The sequence below is a fragment of the Pseudoalteromonas sp. MMG013 genome, from assembly GCF_018100885.1.
Lineage (GTDB): Bacteria > Pseudomonadota > Gammaproteobacteria > Enterobacterales > Alteromonadaceae > Pseudoalteromonas > Pseudoalteromonas aurantia.
Genome location: NZ_JAGJEE010000015.1, coordinates 97,004 through 121,955 on the forward strand (window position 1 = coordinate 97,004; position 24,952 = coordinate 121,955).

Here is a 24,952-nt window from a genome sequence, read left to right on the forward strand (position 1 = left end):
TAAAGTGTAAAAACGATTTTTAACAATTTATTGCTTTAAATATCATTTCTTTTTATCTAACTTAGGGAAGTTACTGTAATATATTCTCAATTATAATTGAGTGCAAAGGACGCATTTTTGAATTTAAACGTCATAAACACCCTAAAAAAATTAGTACTAATGAGTACTTTAACATGTTTAAGTGCTTGCAACGTCACGCACTTTCAAAAAAACAATGCGATTGCGTTGGCTCAAAAAGGTGAACTTGTCTCAGCAAGAACAACTATAAAACGTAACTATAGTAGTCAAGGCAAGAATAGACTTTTATATCACCTTGAACTTGCCACTTATTTCCAATTAGAAAAAAAATATGCGCAAAGTAATGAACACTTAAGTGAAGCAAAAGACCTACTTGACTCTTTTTACACGAAGAGTATTTCTGAGCAAGCATTGTCGCAATTTAGTGGTCCTACTTATACTACTTTTCATGGTCAAAAATATTACCGTCCATTGCTACATATGATGAAAGCCATGAACTACAATGCACTTGGCACGCTTCAACCTACTCGTAGGCAAGAGATGCTAGACGCGTCACTGATTGAAATGCGACAATTAAACGTTTACTTAGAAGGGTTAACGGAAGAAACAGGTGGTTATCATGCACCAAGTAGTGATGAGTTAACCAACCAAGTTTATGCCATTTTTCAACCTCTCTTTTCACCGAGCGATTTACTCACTAATATTGAATATAAAGATGATGCCTTTGCACATTATTTAAGTGGTCTACTTAATGAACAAAGTGGTGAGTTGGATAGCGCTAGATTACAATATCAACGTGCGGCACTGGCGTATGAAAAAGGGTTTGCAAAACAATACCAATTGCCAAATCAAACCACCGAGCAGGTTTATAAAAATTTAGTAAGAGTCATGAAACAGGCTGGAGGTTATGAAGAAGAGCTCCGTCATATCCAATCGAAAGTCCAACCTGATAACGTTTATGCTGGCAGCCAATTGACCATTTTACAGAACCTTGGTGTGGCGCCAAAGCGTAAACAATTTAACCTCATTCTAAGGGCCGATCACAAATCCAAAGCGTTGGTCATCACACCTATTCCGATGGGCTCACACCGAGAACAACAAATTCAGATGAAATGGTTTCAAATGCTTTTCGCTGACACCAGTTTATTCGACATGATGCAAAACTATGCAATGGGTGACATCTCTGACGTCGCACTTGGACTATTAACAAAGCGTATTCCTCTCGGTGGGTTATGGGACGATGCTAAGAAAGTAGGTCTGATTGATGCTTTAGAATATGGAGGAAGAATTTCAGTTACCTACTTATCCCCTTCAGAAACGAGAGTCCAAGGCTCAGAAGTTTGGGTTAATGGCAAAAAGCAATCAGAGCTAAAAACTTTTTATTCAATTGAATTATTAACGCTGCAGAATGCACTAGAAAATGCTAATACTGAAATCCAATTAGCTTTGACTCGCGAAGTTGTAAAAGCAATAACAGCACAACAATTACTAAATAAAACAGGTTTACAAGAAAACAATGTACTCAGTGGTATTGCCAAGTTAGCAACGTCAGCCGTTAATGCTGTCACGGCTTCTGCGGATACACGGCAATGGCAGTCTTTACCCGCAGAAATAAGAGTGTCTCAAATACCGTTGCCAGTGGGGCAACACCAAGTCACCATCAAAACAGTACTGAATTCTGGACGTGTAATAGAACAAACGGACAATGTTGATGTAAAAGGACCTATGTCCCTGTGGCAAACCAGAACTTTTATTAATTCGCAAAAGCAACCGACATCATCTGCACAATCAATTTTTACTTTGGAATAAATGGTATGAAAACAACACCTAAATTAATCACAATGACCCCTCTTTTTGTTGCTCTATCTCTTGCTTTGGTAGGGTGTAAAAGCACAGAGGTACGTCGCGTAGACTCGAGTCAAGAAGTTGCACTATCTGATAAATGGAATGGCAAAGACTCTCAACTTGTATCTGAAGCAATGGTCAACGACATGCTGAGCTTTCCGTGGGTTAACAATCATCTAGCTAAGGAAGGCACAAGGCCTGCGGTAATTATTCAATCAGTTCGCAATAAATCTCATCAGCATATTGCTGTTGATACTTTTTTAAACGATTTAAAACGCGCAATTTTGCGCTCTGGACAAGCGGATTTTGTTGCCAGCGCAGATTTACGCGGTGAGATTAGAAATGAGCGAAAAGATCAGGAACTTAATTCAAGCTTAGCAACACAAAATGAAATGGGCCAAGAGCAAGGCGCAGACTATGCCCTATCAGGCACTATTAACTCATTTTTAGATGAACAAGGAGGCAGCCGCGTGACTTTCTATCAAGTAGATTTACGTTTAATTGACATGACAACAAACCGGGAGGTATGGAATGGCCAGAAGAAAATTCAAAAAGTTCAAGAGCGCTCACGCTTTGGTTTCTAAAACCAGCGTGGCATTTTGTGTCTCTGTTGCATTACTAAGCGGATGCAAAACCACTCAGAGCAGCTCTGAAAATATAGCCAAACCCACTTGGCTGACGACCACACCTACATCAACATATTTGGTATATGGTGTTGGCAGTGCCAAAAACATAGGCGACACGCGCCAAGCCCAACTTGCTGCGCAAGAAGCTGCTCGTTTGGAGCTTGCAAAACAGTTAAACGTATCAATATCAGGAACCACCACCGTACAACAAACTGCCAATGAAAAGTCGATGCAATTTCATGTTGATGAATTGATAAGCTCTAACGTCCCGACGATTCAGCTGCAAGGAGTGAAGATAGAACAAGAATATCAGTTAAATGATGTTAACTATGCACTTGCTTCATTTAATCGCACTGAAGCCATAATGCAAACTGAACTCAGTATCAATGCGCTCGATACTCAGATAAGTGAATTTAATATACAAGGCACTAGTAAATCAGAGCTGCTAAAAAAAGCGGTTAAAATAAAAACGTTTGCGGCTAAGCGTGGTAAACTGAACGCATATTTACATATGCTCCAAAGCCCTTTCGTCAATATACCGGCCAAAGTAAATAAGCAATTAGAAACAAGCGAGTTCATACTAAATAACCTTAGTTTCAATGTTGTCTCTGATAATATGCAGCACGCAAAAGTAGATGACCTTCTCTCGAGTGCCCTTACTCGTAATGGCATAAAAGTTACACAATCTAATGCTGATTTCGATCTAAGTTTTAGAGTTGAGTGGCAAGAGAAATACCAATCAGGTACTTATTATTCTGTTGCAGAAAGTTATATGGTCGTTATAGAAAATGGGGAAGAAAAAGCACACTTTAATAGCCGTGTTAAAGCAGCCTCTTCTTTCAAAGACACAGCCAAGAGCAATGCAATGACTAAACTCGCCGAGAAATTATCAACACAGCTTGCTAAATTTATTATTTCAGGTCATTCGTAGTCAGCATAACACGTATAAAGGCCACGCTAGTGGCCTTTATTCAAACAACCCTTGATTCATTCACTTTCATCGTAATGGCGTTCAAGCTGATCTTTCAAATTAGGTGGGATCCCTTTTATTGTTAAGGTATCGGTCGCAGCGTTATAAGTCACTCGCTCGCCCAAATGTTTGCGTTCAAACCCTATACTTACACCACCTCCAAGACCAGAAAATTTAACCATACTTGTTACGGTTTTCTTATCTACAGGGAATGACTCTTCTAAGGCATAATCTTGATCTTTATAAAAATCATCAAATTGTGTATCGCCTGATTTAGACAATGTATCTGATAACGTTTCAATATTGGCATCTTCTCCTGATGCGATACAATCATTACAATAATCAAATACTTCTTTTCGCAACGTGTCTTTTTCTTGCTTATCAAACTGCTGTTCACTCAAATAGTCTTCTACCGCTTCTAGCATGACTTGAGATTGTTGCTTCGGATCTATTCCCTCTTCACAGCCCAAAAAGTCCAAAAAGAAGTCCGCTACTTTACGACCCGCTCGACCTTTTATAAACGAAATATATCGCGCGTCATCTGGTTGAGTGTCCCATGCTGATAAATCAATTTTTGCGGCCAGTTGCATACGGGAAATATCTAAATGTCGAGATGATGACAAATCGAGTTCCGATGTTATCGAATAATGGTCCTTAATATTAATTAGGGCGATTAATATATAATCGGTTGCAACGTATTGATAATGGCAAAAAACTAAATAACCTGTCTCATTAAAAGCATATTTATTCAACTCTTCTTTTAATACCTCAGTCGCCTGCTCCGTCATGTGCCAAAATCCAAGTTCATCATTTCGATAACTTTGCATAGCAGCCGACACCTGACTGTTTTTATCTCCACTAAACGCGCAATACCCTTTACCCGGCTTTCCGTTGTAAGCGTGATGTAACTGTTCGATAAACACATTTACACGGTCATTAACTTGCATTTCATCATTGCGCAAATGGATTTGTGTATCTTCATCTTTCTTGTCTACATAATGTACAACAAGTTTATTCACCTCAATGCTCATCTTTGTTTTTCACGCCTCTAGTGTTAAAATAAATAAATTATAACACTTTAATATTGAACTTACTGATGCCTATCCAATCAAAATACTCCAACGAGCAAGTTGAAGAAATTGTTGACCAGCTACTAAACGTACTTACTCAGCAACATTCTACTGTTGACTTGAGCCTTATGTGTTTAGGAAATTCTATCACGCATATTCTAAAAGAACATGTGCCTGAAGGAAAAAGACAAGCTGTTGCCAATAACTTTGCAAAAGCATTACAGCAATCGGTAAAATAACTGAATGAATTTATCCCCTCAAAATCCTTTTTCATCAAAAGCAAGCCAGTTACTCAGTTGGGGGCATTGGTTCACTTTTGCTAATATTGGATTAGTCCTGCTGATCAGCAGTAGTTACCTTTTCGCTGATAAAAGTCCAACGACTTTACTTGGTTGGTTCTACATGTTGATCACTTGGGTTAGCCATACCAGCTTTATAACGTTCAGTGCATTTGTGCTCACGATTTTTCCTTTGAGTATGGTCTTTCCATACCCTCGACATATTAGAGGTATGGCGGCAATTTTAGCGACTCTGGGGATAGCTTTATTGAGCCTTGATGCGTTTGTTTATTATAAACTCGGATATCACCTCAATTTTTCATCATTGTCTGATATTGTCAGCGTTCTATGGAAAACAATCATTGGTCATCCAATTATTGCAACTGTGGCTGCGGGCGGATTTATACTGATTATTTTTGCTCTGGAACTGGTTGCGGGAAATCATGCTTGGCACAATCTTGCAAAATTAAAGCAATATCGATTTCCTCGTTATGCAACTGGTGCACTAGTATCTTGCTTTGCAATGAGTCATACAATTCATATATGGGCTGATGCAAATACGTATTTTGACATTACTAAGCAAGACAATGTTTTACCACTATCTTATCCAACTACAGCTAAAAAATTACTTGCCAGGCATGACTTACTCGATATTGAAAAATATCAGCAAGCAACTGATATACAATTTGATCATAATGACAGCCAATATCAACTCCCCCGTGCGCTGCCTAATTGCCAGCCTAGAAAAGCATCGGTCAACATTGTTTATTTTCAAACACACGCTGAACTGCTTAGTTTCACGAATGACCACGATGAATTAGTTGCCGTTTCACAATTAATTCAGCCGACAAATCACGATGATGCGCGGTTTAATTTGACTTTCGGGCTACCTGCATATTATAGGAACCCGCAAACTCAACACGCTCATCCAAGTTGGGATCCATCAAAACGGTTGATTTTTCCTAAGCACCTAGACGATACAGCAGCTGAAGAGGGAGGAAATGCTTCACTTATCATCATTAATGGTTCTGAAAGTGCCGTAAAATTTGATCCCAAACACCTTTACTTTGCTTTTGCATTAGCAGCACAAAACAGTGATGTTATCAGCACAAGTTCCTATTTTACAAACGTAACCAAACTACAACAGATTGACGGGTTTAAACAATTACAAGACATCACGTATACTCTGCTCGCTTCTCATTTAGAATGCTCAGAGCTTGCCAAAGCCACCATGATTGGTAGGGACTTAATTAATAGTCGTACCAGTGTTGGCGTTAACTTTACCCAAGGTGTACTTGTCGCGTTTAAAAAGGATCGGATCACGCTAATCAAGCATGATGGCAGTTACGAGCATATTTCCGGCACTGATGGATTTGCCATTGAACAAAAGTTAAATGTGCCATTTTTAATCCAAAGTATAAAGACGCTTAAACAGTTTTCTAACCCTCCCCCAACCTGATAACTTGCCATTAACCTGTAAACAGCTATCTTTTTAATATGAAGATAGCTGAAGGATGCACTATGTTTAGGATGATTTTTGTATTATTACTCTTTCTGAGTACCGCTATTCAGGCAAAGACGGTAGTTAACTATTATAAATGCGTAACAAAAAGAGGAACTACATACAGCCAATTTCCTTGCGGTAGTAATGGCACACAACACACCCTAACCCATTCGAATCCCAACAAGTCGACACCGTCTGAACAGCATTTCAAAACCCTAAATCAGCTTGAGAAAAAACAAGTTGTACGTAATTTGAAAAAGTCATTACGTGCTAAACGTTACCAAGTGGCCATATTAAATAGAGATCTTGATAGAGCTACCCGTGATCAGCAAGAGCGTATGCGACATATTATGGATGATAAAAAGCGCAAAGAAACGGTGAAAGACATTAAAAAGAAATTAAAATCTCTCAATAAAAAACACCGAAAGGAAGTAAAAGTTGTTTCGAAACAAATAGCAACACTTGAGAAAAAACTAAAACGGTATGAGTAATATGCTAAGCACTTGACTCCGTCCATATAAATCATGCTACTCTAACGTCAGGTCTGACCACTTAATTGATGAGCTGTATGAAACCCTTTTTAATAGCGCAGATGATATTAGCCGGCTTTACAAAGCACTACCAGCTATTTCAGTCAATTACTTCTGACGCCCCGAGTGCTTTTGCAAGCCAAGACTGGGATAAAATACAATCAATAAGCACCACTCGGATCAGTCATTATGATGAGCGTGTAGACGAAACAATACAGCATCTAAAAAATGCTCTACCCTGTGCTAATTTACACGAAGCATTATGGTATGACATAAAACAGCAGTATCTAAGCTTGTTAACGTTTCACCCACAAGCAGAATTAGCAGAAACCTTTTACAACTCTGTTTTTTGTCGGCTGTTTCATCGTCGTTATTTTAATAACACATTTATTTTTGTTGAAACCACGCTACAGTATGCCCCTGCGCTTCCTATCGAGGCTGAATATCGAAGTTACTTTCCAGTAGTTGATGGATTACGACCCACAATAAAAAGTATCATCGATCACATAGATTTTCAGTGTAGCTTCAGAGATTTAGACCTAGATATTCGCAACTTAATGAAAGCATTTATTAAACAAGCACCTGACACACACCATCAGGGTCACATGATGCGTTTTGATATGCTTTCAAAGCCATTTTACCGCAACAAAGCAGCCTATATCGTAGGCCGTGTTGTGTCTACCAGTGGTGTGCAACCTTTTATAATCGCTGTATTACATCATAGCCAAGGTGGTTTATATATTGACGCACTACTGACCAGCTCATCACAAATGCGCGTTATTTTTGGCTTTGCTCGCGCTTATTTCCTCGTTGAAACACATGCTCCATCGGCGCTAATGCGATTTCTAAATCAGCTCATGCCAAGCAAAACCCCCGCCGAACTGTACAATGCCATCGGCTTTCATAAGCAAGGAAAAACGGAGTTTTACCGAGAATTTTTACATTATTTAGCACAAAGTGAAGATAAGTTCGTCATCGCCCCCGGTACTTTGGGCATGGTAATGATGGTGTTTACGCTCCCGAACTTCCCGTATGTATTTAAAGTCATAAAAGATACCTTCTCAGAGAGTAAACCTTTTGGCAGAGATACCGTACTCAAGCGCTATCAATTAGTTAAAAATCACGACCGTGTTGGCCGTATGGCCGATACCCATGAATACTCCAATGTGGTGATCCCTAAGGAACGCATTTCAGCACCACTTTTAACGCAACTTATGGCAACCATCTCAACCAGTATGCAAGTCGAAGACGACTATGTCGTGATAAAACACTTATATATTGAACGACGTATGACGCCTCTTAATTTGTACCTCAATAACGCCAGTGAGCAACAAGTTCATCACGCAATGATTGATTATGGACAAGCCCTTAAAGAAATGCTCCACGCAAACATTTTCCCTGGCGATATGTTATTGAAAAATTTCGGGGTAACAAAACACATGCGAATTGTTTTTTATGATTATGATGAGGTTCAGTATTTAACCGATATGAATTTTCGAGCTATTCCAAAAACTTCACTAGATGATTTATATTCGGGTATGGATGAGCAATCTATCGCCCCTCAAGACGTATTCCCAGAACAACTATATACATTTGTGCTAACAAACCCTAAACTCAAAGCTATCTTTAAAGATGCTCACCCCGAGTTATTAACCGTTTCCTACTGGTTACAAGCACAGCGAGATGTCATTAATAAAGTAAATAAACAAATCTACCCATATCCTCAACAACAACGATTCGCTCATTTAGAACAAACAAAAATAAAGGAACGTCGTGAACATAAGTAAAATAGATCTTAACTTACTAGTATATTTAGACACGTTACTACGAGAGTGTAATGTTACACGGGCTGCCAACCAACTCAGCATTACGCAACCTGCAATGAGTAATGGGCTAAAGCGCCTTCGAACATTGTTTAACGACCCTATTTTAGTTCGTACTAGTGAAGGTATGGTGCCAACTGAAAGAGCATTAGAGTTACAACCCGTGGTACGCGGAATCCTGATGACTTTAGAAGAAACACTCGCGCCAAACCGAGAGTTTGAAGCTGGGCAAAGCAAACGCGTTTTTCGCATCATGGCCAGTGATTATGCGGCAAGTACTTTGGCACCAAAATTACTGAATAAGCTCCATGAAGAAGCCCCAGAAACCACATTAGATATTTTAACGCCTAGCGATGTCACTTTTCACGATGTTGAAAACGGTAAAGTCGATATGGCAATCAATCGCTTTGAAAACTTACCTCAATCATTCCATCATAAACGGATCTGGAAGGATAGCTTTTGTTGTTTAGTTAAATCAGATAACCCTATCATCGAACAGTTTAGTCTCGATGCTTATTTAAAAGCACGCCATATATGGGTAAGTAAAACGGGATTTGGGGTTGGTGTGGGGATGGACCCAGAAGATGTTCAAAAGCTTGGCTGGGTAGATGAAGCCCTTGCCCATTTTGGTAAGCATCGAAATATTGCTACGTTCACACGAAATTACCATGTCGCGATTCATTTGGCTAAAGAGCAAAACCTAGTAGCAACTTTGCCATCTAAAGCAGCCAATATTTATAGAGATGATCCTGGGTTAGCCATATTAGAAGCGCCCTTTCCAATTCCACCATTTGAACTAGATATGATCTGGAGCCCGTTACTGCACCGAGATGCCAGTCATGTATGGTTAAGACAAAAAATTGCCGAAGTGGCTAACGCGCTTAAATAATCTATCACCTCTTGTAAGTTGCTCATAATTTGCGCATATGAGCCCTACACCTAAATTAAAAATCGACTATAAATACCACTCATTATTGGATACAATATCCGAAAAAGGATATTTATGCGCGTTATACTCTGTCTCTTTTTCTATTTACTGGCTGTTTATCCCAAAAATGCCATCGCATTTGAAAATGTCATAAATCGTCAAGGTGAGCCCAATTATATGCACCCTACGGATGACTATGGCCATAGCCCATACAACCCGCTATTTGATGCCGGAGCTTGGCATGGTCACTTATTGCCTATTAACGATAATGAGCTTGGCGGCTTCACTGGCCACGCCTTAATTACAGAAGAGTACCTACACTATATCGCCAAGCGCTTTGATAAACTAAGTATTTATAAAAATGACACCCGAGTTCCTTTGCAGGGCAAAGTATCTAGTCACCCTGGTGCTTTAGTACAAACCTTGTCAAACAAGCGCGAAAATATTGAGGTCACTTTGACACTCAGGTTTGTTGGCCCTCGCACTTCAATGGTCAAAACCGAGATCAAAACACGCACTCCTTTAACCTTGCACTTTGAAGGGCAGCTGTTGGCCGCATACGACCAAGAAAATACCGTGAGTGCCCAATTTCCAACATATCAGCCAAAGCTCGAGTCGGATGATAATACAATTATCATCCGATTTGGAAAAGTAAGATCTAAATGGGACCTGCTTACCTCAGGTACATCCGCTTATGTCACACAAAAAACCATTGCGACCACCACCCGTTTATCTCCTATTGGCTTTAACAGCACAGCCAATATAGCAAGCGACACAACATTTTATACTACCTATAGCCACGTCTTAAATACTGATGAAGAACAGCAAATTCAGCAATTTAACCAACAGCTTTTTGCTGACCCAGAATCCTATTTAATAAAAAGTAAACTACGCTGGCAAAGCTATCTCAAAATAGCTGATAATTTCCCCGTCGACAAACAGCGCCTTATGACTAAAAGTATTGAAACCTTAATTGGTAATTGGCGTTCAGCCGCGGGGGCTCTCTCATTTGATACTGTGACTCCATCCGTTACCGCTCGTTGGTTTTCAGGCAACCTTACATGGCCTTGGGACTCATGGAAGCAAGCTTATGCAATGAGTCAATTCGCACCTGATATTGCTAAGTCAAATATCAACGCGGTATTTGAATATCAAATCACAGAGAATGATCCAATCAGAAGCAATGATGTAGGCTTTATCCCCGATCTCATTACATACAATAAAAGTGCTGAACGTGGCGGTGATGGAGGCAATTGGAACGAGAGGAATACCAAACCAAGCTTAGCTTCATGGGCCGTGTATAAGACCTATCAACACACCAAGGATAAACAGTGGCTTACCAGCCTTTACCCAAAGTTAAAAGCCTATAGATCATGGTGGTTAAACAATCGTGATCATAATAAAAATGGCATTCCTGAATATGGTGCCACACTCGATGTGGCGCATACACATAAAGTTCATGGTTTTAAATTCAAATTTAATGAGCGCACCTTTTACGGATTAGATTTATACAATTCATTACTCAAAGCCAATATCAGACTCACGTCACCCGCGCAAACCGCCGCATCGTGGGAATCAGGTAGAGATCATGCCGCCAATTTTGGCTACATCAACTCGGTACAATTAAATAAATATATAAAACAAGGCGGAAGCATATCAGACTGGCAGGTAAAATTTGCCGAAAATTACAATACGCAAGGGCTGCTTACTGGGTACTCTTTACTACAAGAGTCAGTTGACCAAGCCAGCTATATGGTCTCTGACGCACGTTATTTAGCAAAAATTGCCCGTCTATTAAATCAACCTGACGAGGCAGTCACATTTGAGAAAAGTGCCGCAATAATAAGCCGATACGTTAATCGATGCATGTTTGACACTCAGTCTGGATTTTACTATGACATTTCAATTGAAGCCAAACCATTAGCCAATGGCTGTGCAGGCTATGCGCTCACCAAGCGAGGAAAAGGCCCTGAAGGTTGGTCGCCACTATTCAACCAAATAGCCACCGACGATATGGCGAAACAAGTTAGAGCTGTAATGCTCAATCCACAAGAGTTTAATACCTATATTCCATTGGGCACCGCGGCACTGACTAACCCCGCTTTTGGTCCGAACATTTACTGGCGAGGAAGAGTGTGGTTAGATCAACTCTATTTTGGGGTGAAAGGACTCACTCATTATGGCTACAAGGAAGATGCAAGAACATTAATAAATCGGTTTATTGAGCACGCTGATGGTTTACAGCAAGATGGCCCCATTAGAGAAAACTACCACCCTTTAAACGGCAAACAACAAGGTGCGCCCAATTTCTCATGGAGTGCGGCACACCTATACATGTTACTCAGTGAATTTTGACACGAGCATAGTATCTATGAATATTTAGATACTTTATGTTTATATTGGCATAAAACCAAAGAGCTAACAGAACCTATTCAAATTTAATTTACTCCATAATAACGCGCCTTAAATTTCAAGCTCAATGATCCATGTTAAAAAGAGTCGAAGGGTATATTACATCCGACTCTTTACTCTATTGGTTGCCTGAGCGTTTTCGGGATCATCCGGCCAAAAATGCTTAGGGTATCTGCCCTTCATCTCTTTTTGTACGTCTTTATAACTCGATTGCCAAAAGTGTCTTAAATCTTGGGTTAACTGCAGAGGCCTGCGTGCTGGTGACAATAACTCCATCAGCAAAGGCAATTGGCCATTACACAACTTTGGCGTCTCAACTAAACCATATACTTCCTGCATACGCACTGATAACTTTGCCGGCCCGTCAATTTGATAATCGATGGTAATATTGGAGCCACTCGGTACAGTGATTTTTTTTGGCAGTAGCACATCTAGCCGTTGCTGTTGTTGCCAATCTAACTTACTCAAAATCGCTTCTTTTAGGGCAAATTTTTTCAGCTGAGGTAATTGCTTAATATCACTCAAATAGGGTGCAAGCCACGTAGCAATATTATCAAGCAAGCTCTGTTCATCGAGCTCTACGAATTCCAATGGGCTATATCGTTGCGCTAAGGTCATACGGGTTAATAGCGGTAACACTGTGTCATAATCTTGAAATAACTTTAATCCATACTTTTCGACAAGCATGAGCCAAGCTTGAGTGCGCGCAGCCACATCAATTTTTTGACTACTTGGGGTTGCTTCAATAACCAAGTTGCCAATGAGCGTGCGGTCTTCATGTAAAAACCGTTCTTTCTTTTCATCAAACTCACACACGCTCTGTTTTGTGAATAAATGAGGTAATGCCTGTAAGAGTTGCTCAATAGATACATCTGTGGCATTAAATATTCTTTGCCCTTTATGACCACCTAACGATGCAATAGCAATATAATCACTGCCTAACCAATGACTTCCATGGCTATTAACGCCAGCGCCATTAGCCAATACAAAACCTTGTCCTCGCCTTTTTGCTAACCTATCAGGGAATGCTAATGCAATGGTTATATCCAAGTGCTCAGTCGCCAACGCGCGCGGTTTAGTTAATCTCAGTCGTTTTAACCACGGCATTAACTGCTGACTAAAAAGCTTAGTCGGCCTTTCAAACTGTGCTTGTAAGGCAACCCTAAGTTCAGGGCTACTCGTTACTCGACTTTCTATCAAGGCCACAAGGTAACATGCTAACGTACTAATTCCTGAATATTCAGTTTCCAATTGCTGTGCTTTTACTAGCATGTGGGCTAACCGCGGCTCTGTACCAAATTGATGAATTTTCTGGCCTAGCGTGGTGAGTTTCTCATTGTTGTCGAGAATTTCCAGCATTTTTAATAACTGAGTAGCCTGCTGAATTTGTATCTCACTAGGATGGTCAAGTAATGGTAAAGCACGAATGTCACTGCCCCAGACTTTAGCCTCTAATAGTAAACCACTTATGTCTGAGCTTAAAATTTCGGGCGTGTCATGTCTCTCTCTACGTTCAAATTGGTCGTGGCTTCCCAAACGATACACAACCCCAGCTTCGATTCGCCCTGCCCGTCCAGCTCGTTGCACCGCTGATGATCTTGATATGGAGGCCGTTACCAGTTCTGTCACACCGCTTTTTAAATTAAACTGGGCAACTTTACGCTTTCCACTGTCAATAACGACTCTGATACCTTCAATGGTTAAAGATGTTTCCGCCACATTCGTTGTTAAAACCACTTTTCGATAACCCGCTTTGGCTGGGGCGATCGCCGCCTGCTGAAGGCGTTTATCTTGATTACCATATAACGGAGCCACCTCAGTATCGGACAATTCGTAACCTGCTAAAGATTGAGCCACGTGCGTAATCTCTTTTTGCCCTGGTAAAAAGACCAACACACTCCCGTCTTGCTCTTGCAACGCTTGACGAATAAGGGGGCCAATCGCATCTAACCATCGCGTCTCATTTGCCAACGAGGTATAAATCGTATCAACAGGAAAACTGCGGCCTTCACATACAACAATAGGACATTCTAAAAATGTTTGATATCGGTGTGTGTCTAGCGTCGCTGACATTACCAATAGTTTTAAATCCTCACGAAATGCGGCTTGCGTTTCCAAAGCTAAGGCCAGTGCAGTATCGGCCGCCATTGAACGCTCGTGAAACTCGTCAAAAATGACAAGGTCAACCCCTGTCAATTCCGGGTCGTTTTGCAGCCGTCTTGTCAGTACACCCTCAGTGACTATTTCTAATCTCGTATCAGCAGAAACCTTCACTTCATTTCTTATTCGTAACCCTATACTAGCCCCAATTGATTCTTGCTGTTGACTGGCTAAAAAACTAGCGATATTTCTCGCTGCTAGCCTTCTTGGTTCCAGCATAATAATATGCTTGAAGTGCCCATCTCTGACCATTTTTAATGGCAGCCAAGTTGATTTACCAGCCCCTGGTGGCGCTTGTAGCAGCACACTGCTATGTAATTTTAATGTATCAATAAGGGAGTTATAAACTGATTCGATGGGTAACACAACATACTCTGAAAAAACATTTTAGCGCTATATTAACACGTTAAGATAACTAATTAGCACTCTTTAGAAGGCCCAATTGAATGGCCTCGTTATCACCTTAGGTAGAAATCAAACAGGCACTTGCAACCCTTCATAACTACTTGATATAACAATACCCCCCAGCCTGACTTGTTCTTTGTAGTTTTTCAATAAATAGTCAAAATCAATCGGCTCTGAGGCGGAGACAGAGTCTAACCCTATCCATGTGTTTCTATTTACTTCTTTGGCCAAGTATAAGCCACTGTCGGCCAACTCTAATACCTGCTCCCATGATGCTTGCTTAAATTCACCCGTCATTAACGGGTAAGGTGCAAATCCAATTGAACAAGTGCATTGTACAGTTTCACCATTAACAATAAACGGAAAGCGCTCGACCTGTTGTCGTATTCGCTCAACCACCTCTTGTGCATCACGAGTCGACATATCCGGCATAACCAATAAAAACTCCTCTCCGCCCCACCTTACTAATAAGTCACTACTTCGGGTGCACTGTTTCAATATATCAGCAAAGCTTTGCAGCACTAAATCGCCCGCCGCATGACCATAAGTGTCATTAATCCTTTTGAAATGATCTATGTCTATCATACAAAATATAATGTCATGCTTAGGCTTTAGTGCATTTATCTGACTATCAATCGTGCTGAAAAAATAATGTCTATTATTTAGTCCCGTTAAACTATCGGTAAAGCTCAATGCTTGCAGACGTTCATTACGCTCTTTCAATTCTGCTGTGCGTTGTGCTACTTGCGTTTCTAAACGAGTTGTATAACGAATATTTTGCCAGCGCCAATAAACAAACACGATGGCGGCAGCACACAACACCCCAATCAATAACCAACGTTGCTGAGTCAACTTAGAGTTTTCTAATACCTGTCTATGCTGAACAATTTGTTGCGCTTTTAATGTGTTATCTTTTTCCAGTAGGCTCACTTGCTGTTGTTGATGTGCCAACGCATATTGTGCTTCAAGCTGAAGTACTTTGTTGTTCCGTTTTTGTTGGTCAAGTGCACGTTCGGTCAGTGAATAACGTTTTAAATATAAGTGAGCTTGTTGATAATTTCCCACTTGCGCAAAAGCACTGGCCAATAGCCGCTGCAAACTTGACTGTTCTTCTAAGTATCGTGTGTGAAACGTTTGATCAAGCCCAGTCATAGCCAGAGCGATAGCTTCTGTAAACATACCTGCCTGTAAGGTACTTGCTGCCAAAGCAAGTTGGTAATTCAGCTTTGCTTTTGTATCTGCCACCAGCATATATTTGGCAGAAAATTCACTCAGCAGCGTTTGACTCAATAAATAATCACCAAGTTTTAACGCCACTTGCGCTTCGGTCAATAATAACTCTGCTGATAAACGCTTATCTTCTAGAGGAAGTTTTCGTCCTAAATCTAATTCATACTGTGCTTGACGAAAGCTTCCACGCTCAAGATGCGTTCTTGCTTGCCACAATTTAATGTGCACCAACAGCTCATCCCCAGGTTGTAAACTGTTCCCAATTTGTACCACTCGGTTAATATACCGTGCTGCATGATCAAATCGTTCTAAGTCTAACTCTAAGTCGATAACCGCAAGCAGTGTTTTGACCATAATACGAGGGTTATTTAATTGCTCAGCCATATCCAGTGCTTCGTAATGCATTGATAAACTATGTTTATAATCACCAAAGTGCTGACGAATACTGGCTTCAATCAATATCGTATGAATAACTATTTCACGCTGAGCGTAATGCGCTGCTTGACTTCTGATCACCCTTAATTGCGGTAAGGAGCTTAACTCATAACCACTTTTCATCTGAAACTTTAGTTGCTCAAAAGCCGCACTGATTGTTTGTTTTTGTTGGGTAACCGTATCTGCACTATGTGCTTCATAAGCAATGAGCAACATACAGTAGCACCAACAGCCTTTAAGCCAGCTCATTGTATGCCTCGCATTAACATCGCTTCATTTACCATATGCCAAGGCGCTACTTTTTCATTAATAAAGCCTGACTCAGTCAGTGCTTTTCTTAAAATACCGCGCTCTTTTAAAATTGCCAGCCCTTTATTCAAGGCTGCAAATACTCGTTTCCCATCTGGGTGGCGTTTACTGACAACAAAATGGCGTGAATCTGGAAGAAATAGTTTCAATTCATTAATTGGCACATATTCTCGCCCTTCAAAATTTAACACCAATGACTGACTGACACTGAAATTAACTAGCATAGCATCAACAATTTCTGTTTCTACCATTTCCAGCATGGTCTCCCAAGGGCCTATAAAGCTAACAATATTAACGTCTGTATTATTTAACGCGCGCCAGTCAACTTTCCATCGAGGATTGGCCACCACGGTTAACTGATTTAATCGTTCTGCTGGCATGTTATGCAATGCAATATTGCGCTTTGCAACATAAAAACCCGCTTCGTACTCGCCATACTCAACTAGAGGTTCACTCACAAACAAGGAACCTTTGTAATCGAGTAGATCTTCATGCCACGTCGAGCGTGCAAGTACTAAGCTCTCACCGGCGATAAGATCCGAAAACTCTATGATATTAACTGACGGTTTTGGGTTAAAGATCACCTTTCGCTGTTCACCTCCAAGGTGAAGCGCTTGCTGTAAAAGAACCATTTCAATGATCTCAATATGAGACCCTTTTGTTGATGGATGAAAGTCTTCAACGTCTAATACAGAACGACCGTCTAAAAACTCTTCATATCGTAAACTAAAGTTTTCACTACTAATAATATCAACCACCAAAGGTGCTTGGGCCTGAACAAAAAAAGACGAGAATAGGAAAAATAGGCACCACTTCATTTACACTTCCAATAAACAAAAACAAGAAAAAATATTCTAGACACTTAATTATACAAGAATAAATCTTTTTTGGTTAACCTAATAGAAACATTATTTAAGAAGGGGGGGTAATGGATATGATTTATTATTGAATATCAGCTGGGTAGGAGGAGAAATATCAAACTAAAAACAGATAGAATACAGACTGCACATCACACATTGTCATGCGCAGTCAAAAAACTTTATTCGGGTTCATATCCCAAGTTAGGCGATAACCAACGTTCAGCTTCGGTGAGCGACATATTGGTGCGCTGAGCATAGTCTTCCACCTGATCTTTTTGGATACTGGCAACAGCATAATACTTACATTCAGGATGAGAGAAATACCAACCGGATACTGCTGCTCCTGGCCACATTGCATAAGAGCTGGTTAATTGCATACCAATACGTTGTTCAGTATTTAACAACTGCCAAATCTTCTTTTTCTCAGTGTGCTCAGGGCAAGCAGGATAGCCCGGTGCTGGACGTATACCCTGATAATTTTCACGAATTAGTTCCTCATTCGTTAAATTCTCATCAGGTGCATATCCCCAGAACTCTTTACGCACTTGCTCATGCAAATACTCAGCAAACGCTTCAGCCAAACGATCAGCCACCGCTTTTACCATGATCTTATTGTAATCATCTTGTTTGGCATCAAATGCATCTGCCAAATCATCTTCTTCAAGCCCACCTGTAACCGCAAATCCACCGTAATAATCGGCAATACCTTTAGGCGCTATATAATCAGCTAAGCAGTAATTTGGAAAGTCGGTTTTTTCTGTTTGCTGACGCAAGTGACACGACTTAGTAAGTACTTCAGAGCGCGTTTCATCGGTATAAATTTCAATGTCGTCGCCAACACGATTTGCTGGAAATAAGCCAATGACACCCAAAGGGTGTAACGCACCACTTTGCTCATACTCATCAAGCATGGCATTGGCATCTTTAAACAAGCTCTTCGCTTCTTCACCGACAATTTCATCATCAAGTATACGTGGGTATTTACCCGCTAATGACCAAGTCATGAAATACGGTGTCCAGTCGATATACTTACGTAGCGTTTTGATACTGACGTTACGAAACTCCGTCACACCTAACTTTTTCGGTACCGGTGGCGTATAGTTTTTCCAGTCAATTTGAATCGCGTTATCACGCGCTCGCTGCAATGTAACAGGTTTAGAGCGCGGCTTTTTACGCGCTTGCTGTTCGCGTACTTTGACGTACTCAGCGGATGTTTTAGCCAAAAACTCGCTCTTTTGGGTGTTACTCAATAGACTTGATACCACACCCACCGCACGACTGGCATTGTTAACATAAACAACTCCTTTGTCATATTGTGGCTCAATCTTAACCGCGGTATGTGCTTTGGACGTTGTCGCACCGCCTATCAATAACGGTAGCTCAAAATTACGACGTTTCATTTCTTTGGCAACATGGACCATTTCATCAAGCGAAGGCGTGATCAATCCCGAGAGGCCAATCACATCTGCCTTTTCATCAATGGCTGTTTGCAAGATTTTTTCCGCTGGCACCATCACACCTAAATCGACTACTTCGTAGTTGTTGCACTGTAGCACAACACCCACAATATTCTTACCAATATCATGTACGTCGCCTTTTACGGTCGCCATGATGATTTTACCATTGGTTGCGCCTTCTTCTTTTTCTGCATCAATAAAAGGGTCTAGGTAAGCTACCGCACGCTTCATTACCCGTGCAGATTTAACCACTTGAGGTAAAAACATTTTACCTGCGCCGAATAAATCCCCCACCACATTCATGCCATCCATTAATGGCCCTTCAATAACTTGTATGGGTTTATCCATACTGGCACGACATTCCTCAGTGTCTTCATCAATGTAGTTAGTAATACCTTTTACCAAAGCATGTTCGAGGCGTTTTTCAACTGGCCAAGTACGCCACTCTAGATCTTCCACCTTTTCAGCTTGTGCCATACCTGAATATTTAGGCGCAAGCTCCACCAGCCGCTCACCAGCGCCTGGATCGGTATTGAGTACCACATCTTCAACGGCTTTTCTGAGCTCTTGTGGAATATCATCATAAACAGCAAGTTGCCCTGCATTTACAATCCCCATATCCATACCAGCTTTGATAGCATGGTATAAAAACACCGAATGAATTGCTTCACGAACGGGGTTATTACCACGAAACGAAAATGAGACGTTCGATACCCCACCTGACACTTTACAATGCGGTAAACCTTGTTTTATACGACGAGTGCCCTCTATAAATTCAACCGCATAATTGTCATGCTCTTCAATACCGGTTGCCACAGCAAAAATATTCGGGTCAAAAATAATGTCTTCAGGCGGAAAACCTAATTGGTCGACTAAAATTCGGTATGAACGCTGGCATATGTCGAACTTTCGTTCTTGTGTTTCCGCTTGCCCTGTTTCATCAAACGCCATCACCACCGTTGCAGCCCCAAAGCGCTTAATGATCTTCGCTTGGTGAATAAATGGCGCTTCCCCTTCTTTTAAAGAGATCGAGTTAACAATAGCCTTACCTTGAATACACTTTAAACCTGCTTCGATTACGTCCCATTTTGACGAATCAACCATAATTGGTACTCGAGATATATCAGGTTCAGAAGCAATTAAGTTTAAAAACTTCACCATTGCTGCTTTTGAGTCCAACATGGCTTCGTCCATGTTAATATCAATGACTTGGGCACCACTTTCAACCTGTTCACGGGCAACGCTCAAAGCGGTTTCATAATCTTCTTCTAATATAAGGCGTTTAAAACGCGCAGAACCAGTGACATTTGTACGCTCACCAACGTTAGTAAATACTGCTGTAGCTTGACTCATTGACGACTTCCTAATTCAGATTACAGGCTTCAAGACCAGCCAAACGCATACGCACGTCTAACTCTGGTAATGGCCGCGGAGCTACATGTTCGAGACCATCAGCAAAGGCTTTGATATGCGCGGGTGTGGTACCACAACATCCGCCAACAATATTAATGTAACCTTCCTTTCCCCAATCAATAATTTCTTTCGCCATCTCATCTGCTTCTAAATCATATTCACCAAATTCATTGGGCAAACCGGCATTCGGGTGAACCGATGTAAATGTCTCACACACTCGCGATAACTCGACAACATACTGACGTAATAGATCGGGTCCTAACGCGCAATTTAAGCCAATTGAAATGGGCTTAATATGGCGAATAGAGTTGTAAAATGCTTCCGTTGTTTGGCCAGATAAAGTGCGCCCTGATGCATCTGTGATAGTGCCTGATATCATAACAGGTAAGGTTACGCCCGCTTGTTCAAACGCTTCTTCTACCGCGTATGATGCCGCTTTTGCATTGAGCGTATCAAAAATAGTTTCTATTAATATGAGATCTGCCCCACCTTCAATAAGGGCGAGCGTTGACTCGACATACGCTGCAACTAATTTGTCAAAGGTGATATTACGATAACCCGGATCGTTAACGTCTGGTGAAATTGAACATGTTTTTGACGTCGGCCCTAGTACACCTGCAACATAACGCGGTTTATTGGGGTTTTGTGCTGTAAACTCATCACACACCGCTCTTGCCAATTTAGCCGACTCTATATTAATTTCACGACTAAGACTTGCCATCTCGTAATCATCCATCGAAATAGTCGTGGCATTAAATGTATTGGTTTCAATAATATCTGCACCAGCAGCTAAAAACTGGCTGTGTATATCTCTGATCACATCAGGCTTAGTCAGGCTTAATAAATCGTTATTACCTTTGATCAACACATGCCAATCTTTAAAGCGCTCACCACGATAGTCTTGTTCCTCAAATTTGAATTCTTGGATCATGGTCCCCATTGCACCATCAAGGATCAAAATACGATTTTTCATCGCCTCGGCTAAAGCGATACTTTTATTCTGCGGTAAATTATTCGGCATAGTTGTTAGTCCTTACATCTTGGCTAACGAGATTAATATCATACGGTGTGGTTTGGTAAACATAGTAGTTTAACCAATTTGAGAATAACAAAAAGGCATGGCTTTGCCACGTTTTTGAAGGTGTTTTATCTGCATTGTCATCTGGAAAATATCCTTCAGGTATTGCGGCATCAGGGCCTTTTTCGAGGTCACGCCTATATTCTTTTTGTAGAGTATCTGCATCGTACTCTGGATGGCCCGTTAAATAAACTTGGCTTCCCGATTGATTTTTAACTAAATACGCACCAACTTGCTCTGAACCAGCCAACGCAATTAAATCATCTGTTTGATGTATGCTTGCTTCATCGATATGACCATATCGAGAGTGCGGGACAACAAACTCATCATCAAAACCCCGAGTCAATGCCCCATGTTCAAAATAGCAACGATGTTTAAATACACCACAGAGTTTGTTCTTTTTCAGTGTTCGTTTTAAACCATGATGATGAAATAGTCCTGCATGCGCTGCCCAACATGAAAACAATGTCGACGTCACATGACTTTCAGCCCAATCAAAAAACACTTGCAGTTCATTCCAATACGTTACGTCTTCATATTCTAAGTGTGCAAGCGGTGCACCTGTCACAATTAAAGCATCGTAATTTTGATCTTTCACATCTGAAAAATATCGATAAAACATATCTAAGTGTTGCTCTGAATTTTCAGAACTACGGTGCGTATCTAAACGCAATAGATCAACATTCACTTGTAAAGGAGAATTGGCCAATAAACGAATAAACTGTACTTCGGTTTCCACCTTATTAGGCATCAAGTTTAAAATAGCCAATCGCATTGGTCGAATTTCTTGCGACTTTGCACGGCTTTTTGGCATTACAAACACGTTTTCTTGACGCAATTGTACAATAGCAGGTAATTCGTCTTTGACGGTGATCGGCACACGCTTCTCCTGAGTTAAAAATACCTTGTTATTATGACCACAACCACAGAAATTTCAACCTCTAGATGTACAGACGTCTAAACATTTATACTTTATTTGATTGTTTCTTTGGCTCAAGTTGTAATAATCAAAAATTATAAACAATTCAGTTAATATAAGGACGACAGATGTTGAGTGTTGGATTAGGAGAGATTGCAGCTATCTGTGCGGCAATGGTGTGGGCAAGTTCAACAGTCATCTACAAGCGTTTTAGTCACTCTTTATCACCGCTGGAATTAAACATAAGTAAAGGTGTAATGGCCTGCACCATGATGTGTCTTAGCCTGATGGTATTACAAGATAGTGCCATACCAAGTGAGGCAAATGCATGGATATGGTTAGCTGCCAGTGGCGTAATTGGAATTGCTGTGGGAGATAGTGCATATTTTGCAGCGTTGAGAAATATAGGCCCAGCAAGAACGTTGGTGATTGAATCTATGGCACCCGCCATCGCTGGCATACTCAATATTTTAATACTCGGCACTTTTTTAAATGTCATAGCATGGGTCGGTATTATTGTTACTACAATGGGCGTCACCTTAGCGATTAAACCACGCATAAAATTGCCTCCCCTTGATAGGAAAAAATACAAAATTGGGGTGTGCTGTGCGTTACTGGCGGCCGCGTGTCAAGCAGCTGGAATGGTCATGTCTAAGGCAGGAATGGCAGATGAGGGAACCAGTAGTTTATGGGCGGCTATGATCCGTTTATTTTCAGGCACCATGGCAGTTGCTATGCTGGTTGTATTTTTGAAAAATCACAGCATCAATCAAGCTGTGAAGCTCCGTGGAATAAGTAATAAGAAATGGCTTTTTGTCGCGGTCTTCTTTGGCACTTTTATCGGCTTATGGTTACAACTTAGTGCAGTCAAATATACCGATCCAGCTGTCGCGCAAACTCTGTTAGCCACTGCACCGCTCATGGTCATGACGTTGACTTGGATACAAAAAGAAGAGATCACACGAAATATGATAGTAGGCGGGATATTCGCGCTCTTTGGTGTGGCTGTATTATTAAGCGCATAATTATTAAGTACGCAGTTATTAAGTACATAATTACTAGGTACATAATTTTGCGCTGAACATATTAGCTCTCACAGCACAATATACAAAAGTAGGAAGGAGGCCAGAGCCCGCTTTTGCAAACGAGGATAGCCCATATGGAGAAAGGAGTGTCTAGGTAGGGTTATAGAAGAAGGTTATTTGCTTTACAAAAAATGTCATAAAGCATCATAATTTGGATACAAAAAAGGCTTAACATTGCGTTAAGCCATTTTTAAGTTTGAGTTTTTATTAGCGTTTGCTGATCTATGAGGTTTTAATTTGCTGCAACCTCTTTGGTCATTAAGCATAGTTAAGGTGCCACTGGTGTGATTACCTAGCTAAATCAACAATAATGTCGTAATCCTATTTTGCTAGAGCTGCGGGCTAGTGTTAGCTACTAACTTGCTCGCACAATAAATCAGATGCGAACCCTTCACTATTGATGATGTGATCGACCTCACTGACATACCATTTACCATCAGCCAATGTGCCTGTACCGATTAAATTTACAACCGCACCAGCGCCTATGGCAGGGTCGCCTATCACTTTGGCTCTAATTGATTTAGCTGCGCGGTTAAGTCTTTCATGTTTTCCCTTGGCTGCTTGTGTTGCATAGGCTTCATTGGCGTATACATAGGGCAATACGATTGCAGGTTGACCACTCCCCGCTGTTACAGGTTTACGCAGCGCCTCATTCATATCATAAAAATAGGCTTTAACTTCTCCAACAGTACGATAGGCATCTTCCATAAAATGCCAAGATAGTATCTGGCTTACGTCAATATCCACTTCTTTTAGTGGCTTACCGGATAGCGACTTTCCCGTCCCTCGGCCCATAAATATCAATTTATCGTGGGCAATTTTCAAAATTGCATCGTACTGCTCAGCCAACTTACTTAATAGCTGCAAATCACTTTCACTTTGTTCAATATGCGGTAATTCTATGGCGCTAAACTGTGCGCCAACTTTTGGGTCTAAGCCATGTTCCGAAGCAATATCGGAGACGAGATCCCCAAGCTTTTGTGGCGTATTAGGATCAGCTGGCCATGATTTTTGCTTTGGTGCTTTCAACCCTGTGTGCCAGAGCACTTTATTGCCAAACAACTCAAGTGAACGAATCGGTCCAGATACGCTATACTCCCCCACTTCAAATGATCCTAAAGGAATAAGTTTGGCCGCTTTATCGGCCGCACCATTTTTATATCCCATGGCAATTTCAACAATATCGGTCGGCTTAGGGTTTTGTATTGGTGCTGTTCCGAGGTTATCAAATCGTACGTAGCATGCATCACTTTGCAACCCCGTTTTCAAACTTACACGCACCTCGACCATTCGATCTCGTAGCCGCTCTGCCACCTCATTGCCATTTGCTTTAATTGAAAACTGAGGTTGTAAATTCATCTTTTTCTCCTCAATCCCATATATTAATGACGTTATCTGAAATCGGTTTTGTGATCACTTCAGGCAAGAAGATGGCGATATTTTCACAGTAAATCGCGCCTTTTTCCGCAAGCCCGTGGTTCGCCTCTAAAACGAGCTCAACCATTCCACTGCTGCGTCCATAATGGCGCCAACAGATATTATCTAAGCAATCTCCATCGCGGGTGATATACGTTACCCCGTTCTCATTCATTGGCAC

19 protein-coding genes are annotated in these 24,952 nt (G+C 40.9%); 10 read left to right on the forward strand and 9 right to left on the reverse strand.

Annotated features, from left to right (window positions below; genetic code table 11):
* Nucleotides 1-159 precede the first annotated feature (159 nt).
* Genes J8L98_RS14585 through J8L98_RS14595 form a run of 3 tightly spaced genes read left to right on the forward strand, consistent with a single transcriptional unit; the run spans nucleotide 160 to nucleotide 3,420 of the window.
* Nucleotides 160-1,827, forward strand: coding sequence for a hypothetical protein (locus J8L98_RS14585; RefSeq protein ID WP_247682563.1), 1,668 nt, complete (start codon nucleotides 160-162; stop codon nucleotides 1,825-1,827).
* A 5-nt stretch (nucleotides 1,828-1,832) separates the two neighbouring features.
* On the forward strand, nucleotides 1,833-2,447 hold the full coding sequence (locus J8L98_RS14590) for a penicillin-binding protein activator LpoB (RefSeq protein WP_247682564.1): 615 nt from the start codon (nucleotides 1,833-1,835) through the stop codon (nucleotides 2,445-2,447).
* Nucleotides 2,395-3,420: a hypothetical protein gene (locus J8L98_RS14595; RefSeq protein WP_247682565.1), complete on the forward strand. Its 1,026-nt coding sequence runs from the start codon at nucleotides 2,395-2,397 to the stop codon at nucleotides 3,418-3,420. Before J8L98_RS14590 ends, J8L98_RS14595 begins: the two co-directional genes overlap by 53 nt.
* Before the next feature lie 56 nt (nucleotides 3,421-3,476).
* On the opposite strand, the gene yejK is transcribed toward J8L98_RS14595, so the two are convergent.
* Nucleotides 3,477-4,490 (reverse strand): nucleoid-associated protein YejK, encoded by a 1,014-nt coding sequence (gene yejK / locus J8L98_RS14600; RefSeq protein ID WP_192507082.1) that lies wholly within the window; start codon nucleotides 4,488-4,490, stop codon nucleotides 3,477-3,479.
* A 65-nt stretch (nucleotides 4,491-4,555) separates the two neighbouring features.
* Between yejK and J8L98_RS14605 the strand changes: the two genes are divergently transcribed.
* The 6 genes from J8L98_RS14605 (at nucleotide 4,556) to ygjK (ending at nucleotide 11,947) form a co-directional block, all read left to right on the forward strand.
* Entirely contained in the window at nucleotides 4,556-4,768 is a 213-nt protein-coding gene (locus J8L98_RS14605; RefSeq protein WP_192507081.1) for a DUF1414 domain-containing protein, read from the forward strand.
* A gap of 4 nt (nucleotides 4,769-4,772) precedes the next feature.
* Nucleotides 4,773-6,266: a DUF3413 domain-containing protein gene (locus tag J8L98_RS14610; RefSeq protein ID WP_210996993.1), complete on the forward strand. Its 1,494-nt coding sequence runs from the start codon at nucleotides 4,773-4,775 to the stop codon at nucleotides 6,264-6,266.
* A gap of 62 nt (nucleotides 6,267-6,328) precedes the next feature.
* Nucleotides 6,329-6,802 (forward strand): DUF4124 domain-containing protein, encoded by a 474-nt coding sequence (locus J8L98_RS14615; protein ID WP_192507079.1) that lies wholly within the window; start codon nucleotides 6,329-6,331, stop codon nucleotides 6,800-6,802.
* Nucleotides 6,803-6,879: 77 nt separating this feature from the next.
* The gene (aceK, locus tag J8L98_RS14620) at nucleotides 6,880-8,628 is read left to right on the forward strand and encodes a bifunctional isocitrate dehydrogenase kinase/phosphatase (protein WP_210996994.1); all 1,749 of its coding nucleotides are present in this window, start codon (nucleotides 6,880-6,882) and stop codon (nucleotides 8,626-8,628) included.
* The gene (locus J8L98_RS14625) at nucleotides 8,615-9,553 is read left to right on the forward strand and encodes a LysR family transcriptional regulator (RefSeq protein WP_192507077.1); all 939 of its coding nucleotides are present in this window, start codon (nucleotides 8,615-8,617) and stop codon (nucleotides 9,551-9,553) included. The genes aceK and J8L98_RS14625 overlap by 14 nt, the downstream gene beginning before the upstream one ends.
* 114 nt (nucleotides 9,554-9,667) lie before the next feature.
* Entirely contained in the window at nucleotides 9,668-11,947 is a 2,280-nt protein-coding gene (ygjK, locus tag J8L98_RS14630) for an alpha-glucosidase (RefSeq protein ID WP_210996995.1), read from the forward strand.
* A 156-nt stretch (nucleotides 11,948-12,103) separates the two neighbouring features.
* On the opposite strand, the gene hrpB is transcribed toward ygjK, so the two are convergent.
* The 6 genes from hrpB to metA form a co-directional block, all read right to left on the reverse strand.
* Nucleotides 12,104-14,530 (reverse strand): ATP-dependent helicase HrpB, encoded by a 2,427-nt coding sequence (gene hrpB / locus J8L98_RS14635; protein ID WP_210996996.1) that lies wholly within the window; start codon nucleotides 14,528-14,530, stop codon nucleotides 12,104-12,106.
* A 108-nt stretch (nucleotides 14,531-14,638) separates the two neighbouring features.
* Nucleotides 14,639-16,483, reverse strand: coding sequence for a GGDEF domain-containing protein (locus tag J8L98_RS14640; protein ID WP_210996997.1), 1,845 nt, complete (start codon nucleotides 16,481-16,483; stop codon nucleotides 14,639-14,641).
* Entirely contained in the window at nucleotides 16,480-17,361 is an 882-nt protein-coding gene (locus J8L98_RS14645) for a hypothetical protein (RefSeq protein WP_210996998.1), read from the reverse strand. Before J8L98_RS14645 ends, J8L98_RS14640 begins: the two co-directional genes overlap by 4 nt.
* A 221-nt stretch (nucleotides 17,362-17,582) precedes the next feature.
* Nucleotides 17,583-20,213 (reverse strand): methionine synthase, encoded by a 2,631-nt coding sequence (metH, locus tag J8L98_RS14650; RefSeq protein ID WP_210996999.1) that lies wholly within the window; start codon nucleotides 20,211-20,213, stop codon nucleotides 17,583-17,585.
* Between the two features lie 10 nt (nucleotides 20,214-20,223).
* A complete protein-coding gene (locus J8L98_RS14655; RefSeq protein WP_210997000.1) occupies nucleotides 20,224-21,294 on the reverse strand; it encodes a homocysteine S-methyltransferase family protein in 1,071 nt (356 codons plus the stop codon).
* Nucleotides 21,284-22,231 (reverse strand): homoserine O-succinyltransferase, encoded by a 948-nt coding sequence (metA, locus tag J8L98_RS14660; protein WP_210997001.1) that lies wholly within the window; start codon nucleotides 22,229-22,231, stop codon nucleotides 21,284-21,286. The genes J8L98_RS14655 and metA overlap by 11 nt, the downstream gene beginning before the upstream one ends.
* Nucleotides 22,232-22,398: 167 nt before the next feature.
* Between metA and J8L98_RS14665 the strand changes: the two genes are divergently transcribed.
* Complete coding sequence (locus J8L98_RS14665) at nucleotides 22,399-23,295, forward strand: DMT family transporter (protein WP_210997002.1); 897 nt, start codon at nucleotides 22,399-22,401, stop codon at nucleotides 23,293-23,295.
* 408 nt (nucleotides 23,296-23,703) lie between these two features.
* Here the strand turns inward: J8L98_RS14665 and J8L98_RS14670 are convergent, their stop codons facing one another.
* Entirely contained in the window at nucleotides 23,704-24,714 is a 1,011-nt protein-coding gene (locus tag J8L98_RS14670) for a contractile injection system protein, VgrG/Pvc8 family (RefSeq protein WP_210997003.1), read from the reverse strand.
* A gap of 10 nt (nucleotides 24,715-24,724) precedes the next feature.
* A complete protein-coding gene (locus J8L98_RS14675; protein ID WP_192507067.1) occupies nucleotides 24,725-24,946 on the reverse strand; it encodes a tail protein X in 222 nt (73 codons plus the stop codon).
* Nucleotides 24,947-24,952 lie beyond the last annotated feature (6 nt).

What these genes read in the sequence shown, in the direction of transcription:
- ygjK (WP_210996995.1), top strand. Translation starts at nt 9,668, where the DNA reads ATGCGCGTTATACTCTGTCTCTTTTTCTATTTACTGGCTGTTTATCCC.
- J8L98_RS14585 (WP_247682563.1), top strand. Translation starts at nt 160, where the DNA reads ATGAGTACTTTAACATGTTTAAGTGCTTGCAACGTCACGCACTTTCAA.
- metH (WP_210996999.1), bottom strand. Translation starts at nt 20,213, where the DNA reads ATGAGTCAAGCTACAGCAGTATTTACTAACGTTGGTGAGCGTACAAAT.
- aceK (WP_210996994.1), top strand. Translation starts at nt 6,880, where the DNA reads ATGAAACCCTTTTTAATAGCGCAGATGATATTAGCCGGCTTTACAAAG.
- J8L98_RS14615 (WP_192507079.1), top strand. Translation starts at nt 6,329, where the DNA reads ATGTTTAGGATGATTTTTGTATTATTACTCTTTCTGAGTACCGCTATT.
- yejK (WP_192507082.1), bottom strand. Translation starts at nt 4,490, where the DNA reads ATGAGCATTGAGGTGAATAAACTTGTTGTACATTATGTAGACAAGAAA.
- J8L98_RS14670 (WP_210997003.1), bottom strand. Translation starts at nt 24,714, where the DNA reads ATGAATTTACAACCTCAGTTTTCAATTAAAGCAAATGGCAATGAGGTG.
- J8L98_RS14640 (WP_210996997.1), bottom strand. Translation starts at nt 16,483, where the DNA reads ATGAGCTGGCTTAAAGGCTGTTGGTGCTACTGTATGTTGCTCATTGCT.
- J8L98_RS14675 (WP_192507067.1), bottom strand. Translation starts at nt 24,946, where the DNA reads ATGAATGAGAACGGGGTAACGTATATCACCCGCGATGGAGATTGCTTA.
- J8L98_RS14595 (WP_247682565.1), top strand. Translation starts at nt 2,395, where the DNA reads ATGGCCAGAAGAAAATTCAAAAAGTTCAAGAGCGCTCACGCTTTGGTT.
- J8L98_RS14605 (WP_192507081.1), top strand. Translation starts at nt 4,556, where the DNA reads ATGCCTATCCAATCAAAATACTCCAACGAGCAAGTTGAAGAAATTGTT.
- J8L98_RS14655 (WP_210997000.1), bottom strand. Translation starts at nt 21,294, where the DNA reads ATGCCGAATAATTTACCGCAGAATAAAAGTATCGCTTTAGCCGAGGCG.
- J8L98_RS14590 (WP_247682564.1), top strand. Translation starts at nt 1,833, where the DNA reads ATGAAAACAACACCTAAATTAATCACAATGACCCCTCTTTTTGTTGCT.
- J8L98_RS14610 (WP_210996993.1), top strand. Translation starts at nt 4,773, where the DNA reads ATGAATTTATCCCCTCAAAATCCTTTTTCATCAAAAGCAAGCCAGTTA.
- J8L98_RS14665 (WP_210997002.1), top strand. Translation starts at nt 22,399, where the DNA reads ATGTTGAGTGTTGGATTAGGAGAGATTGCAGCTATCTGTGCGGCAATG.
- J8L98_RS14645 (WP_210996998.1), bottom strand. Translation starts at nt 17,361, where the DNA reads ATGAAGTGGTGCCTATTTTTCCTATTCTCGTCTTTTTTTGTTCAGGCC.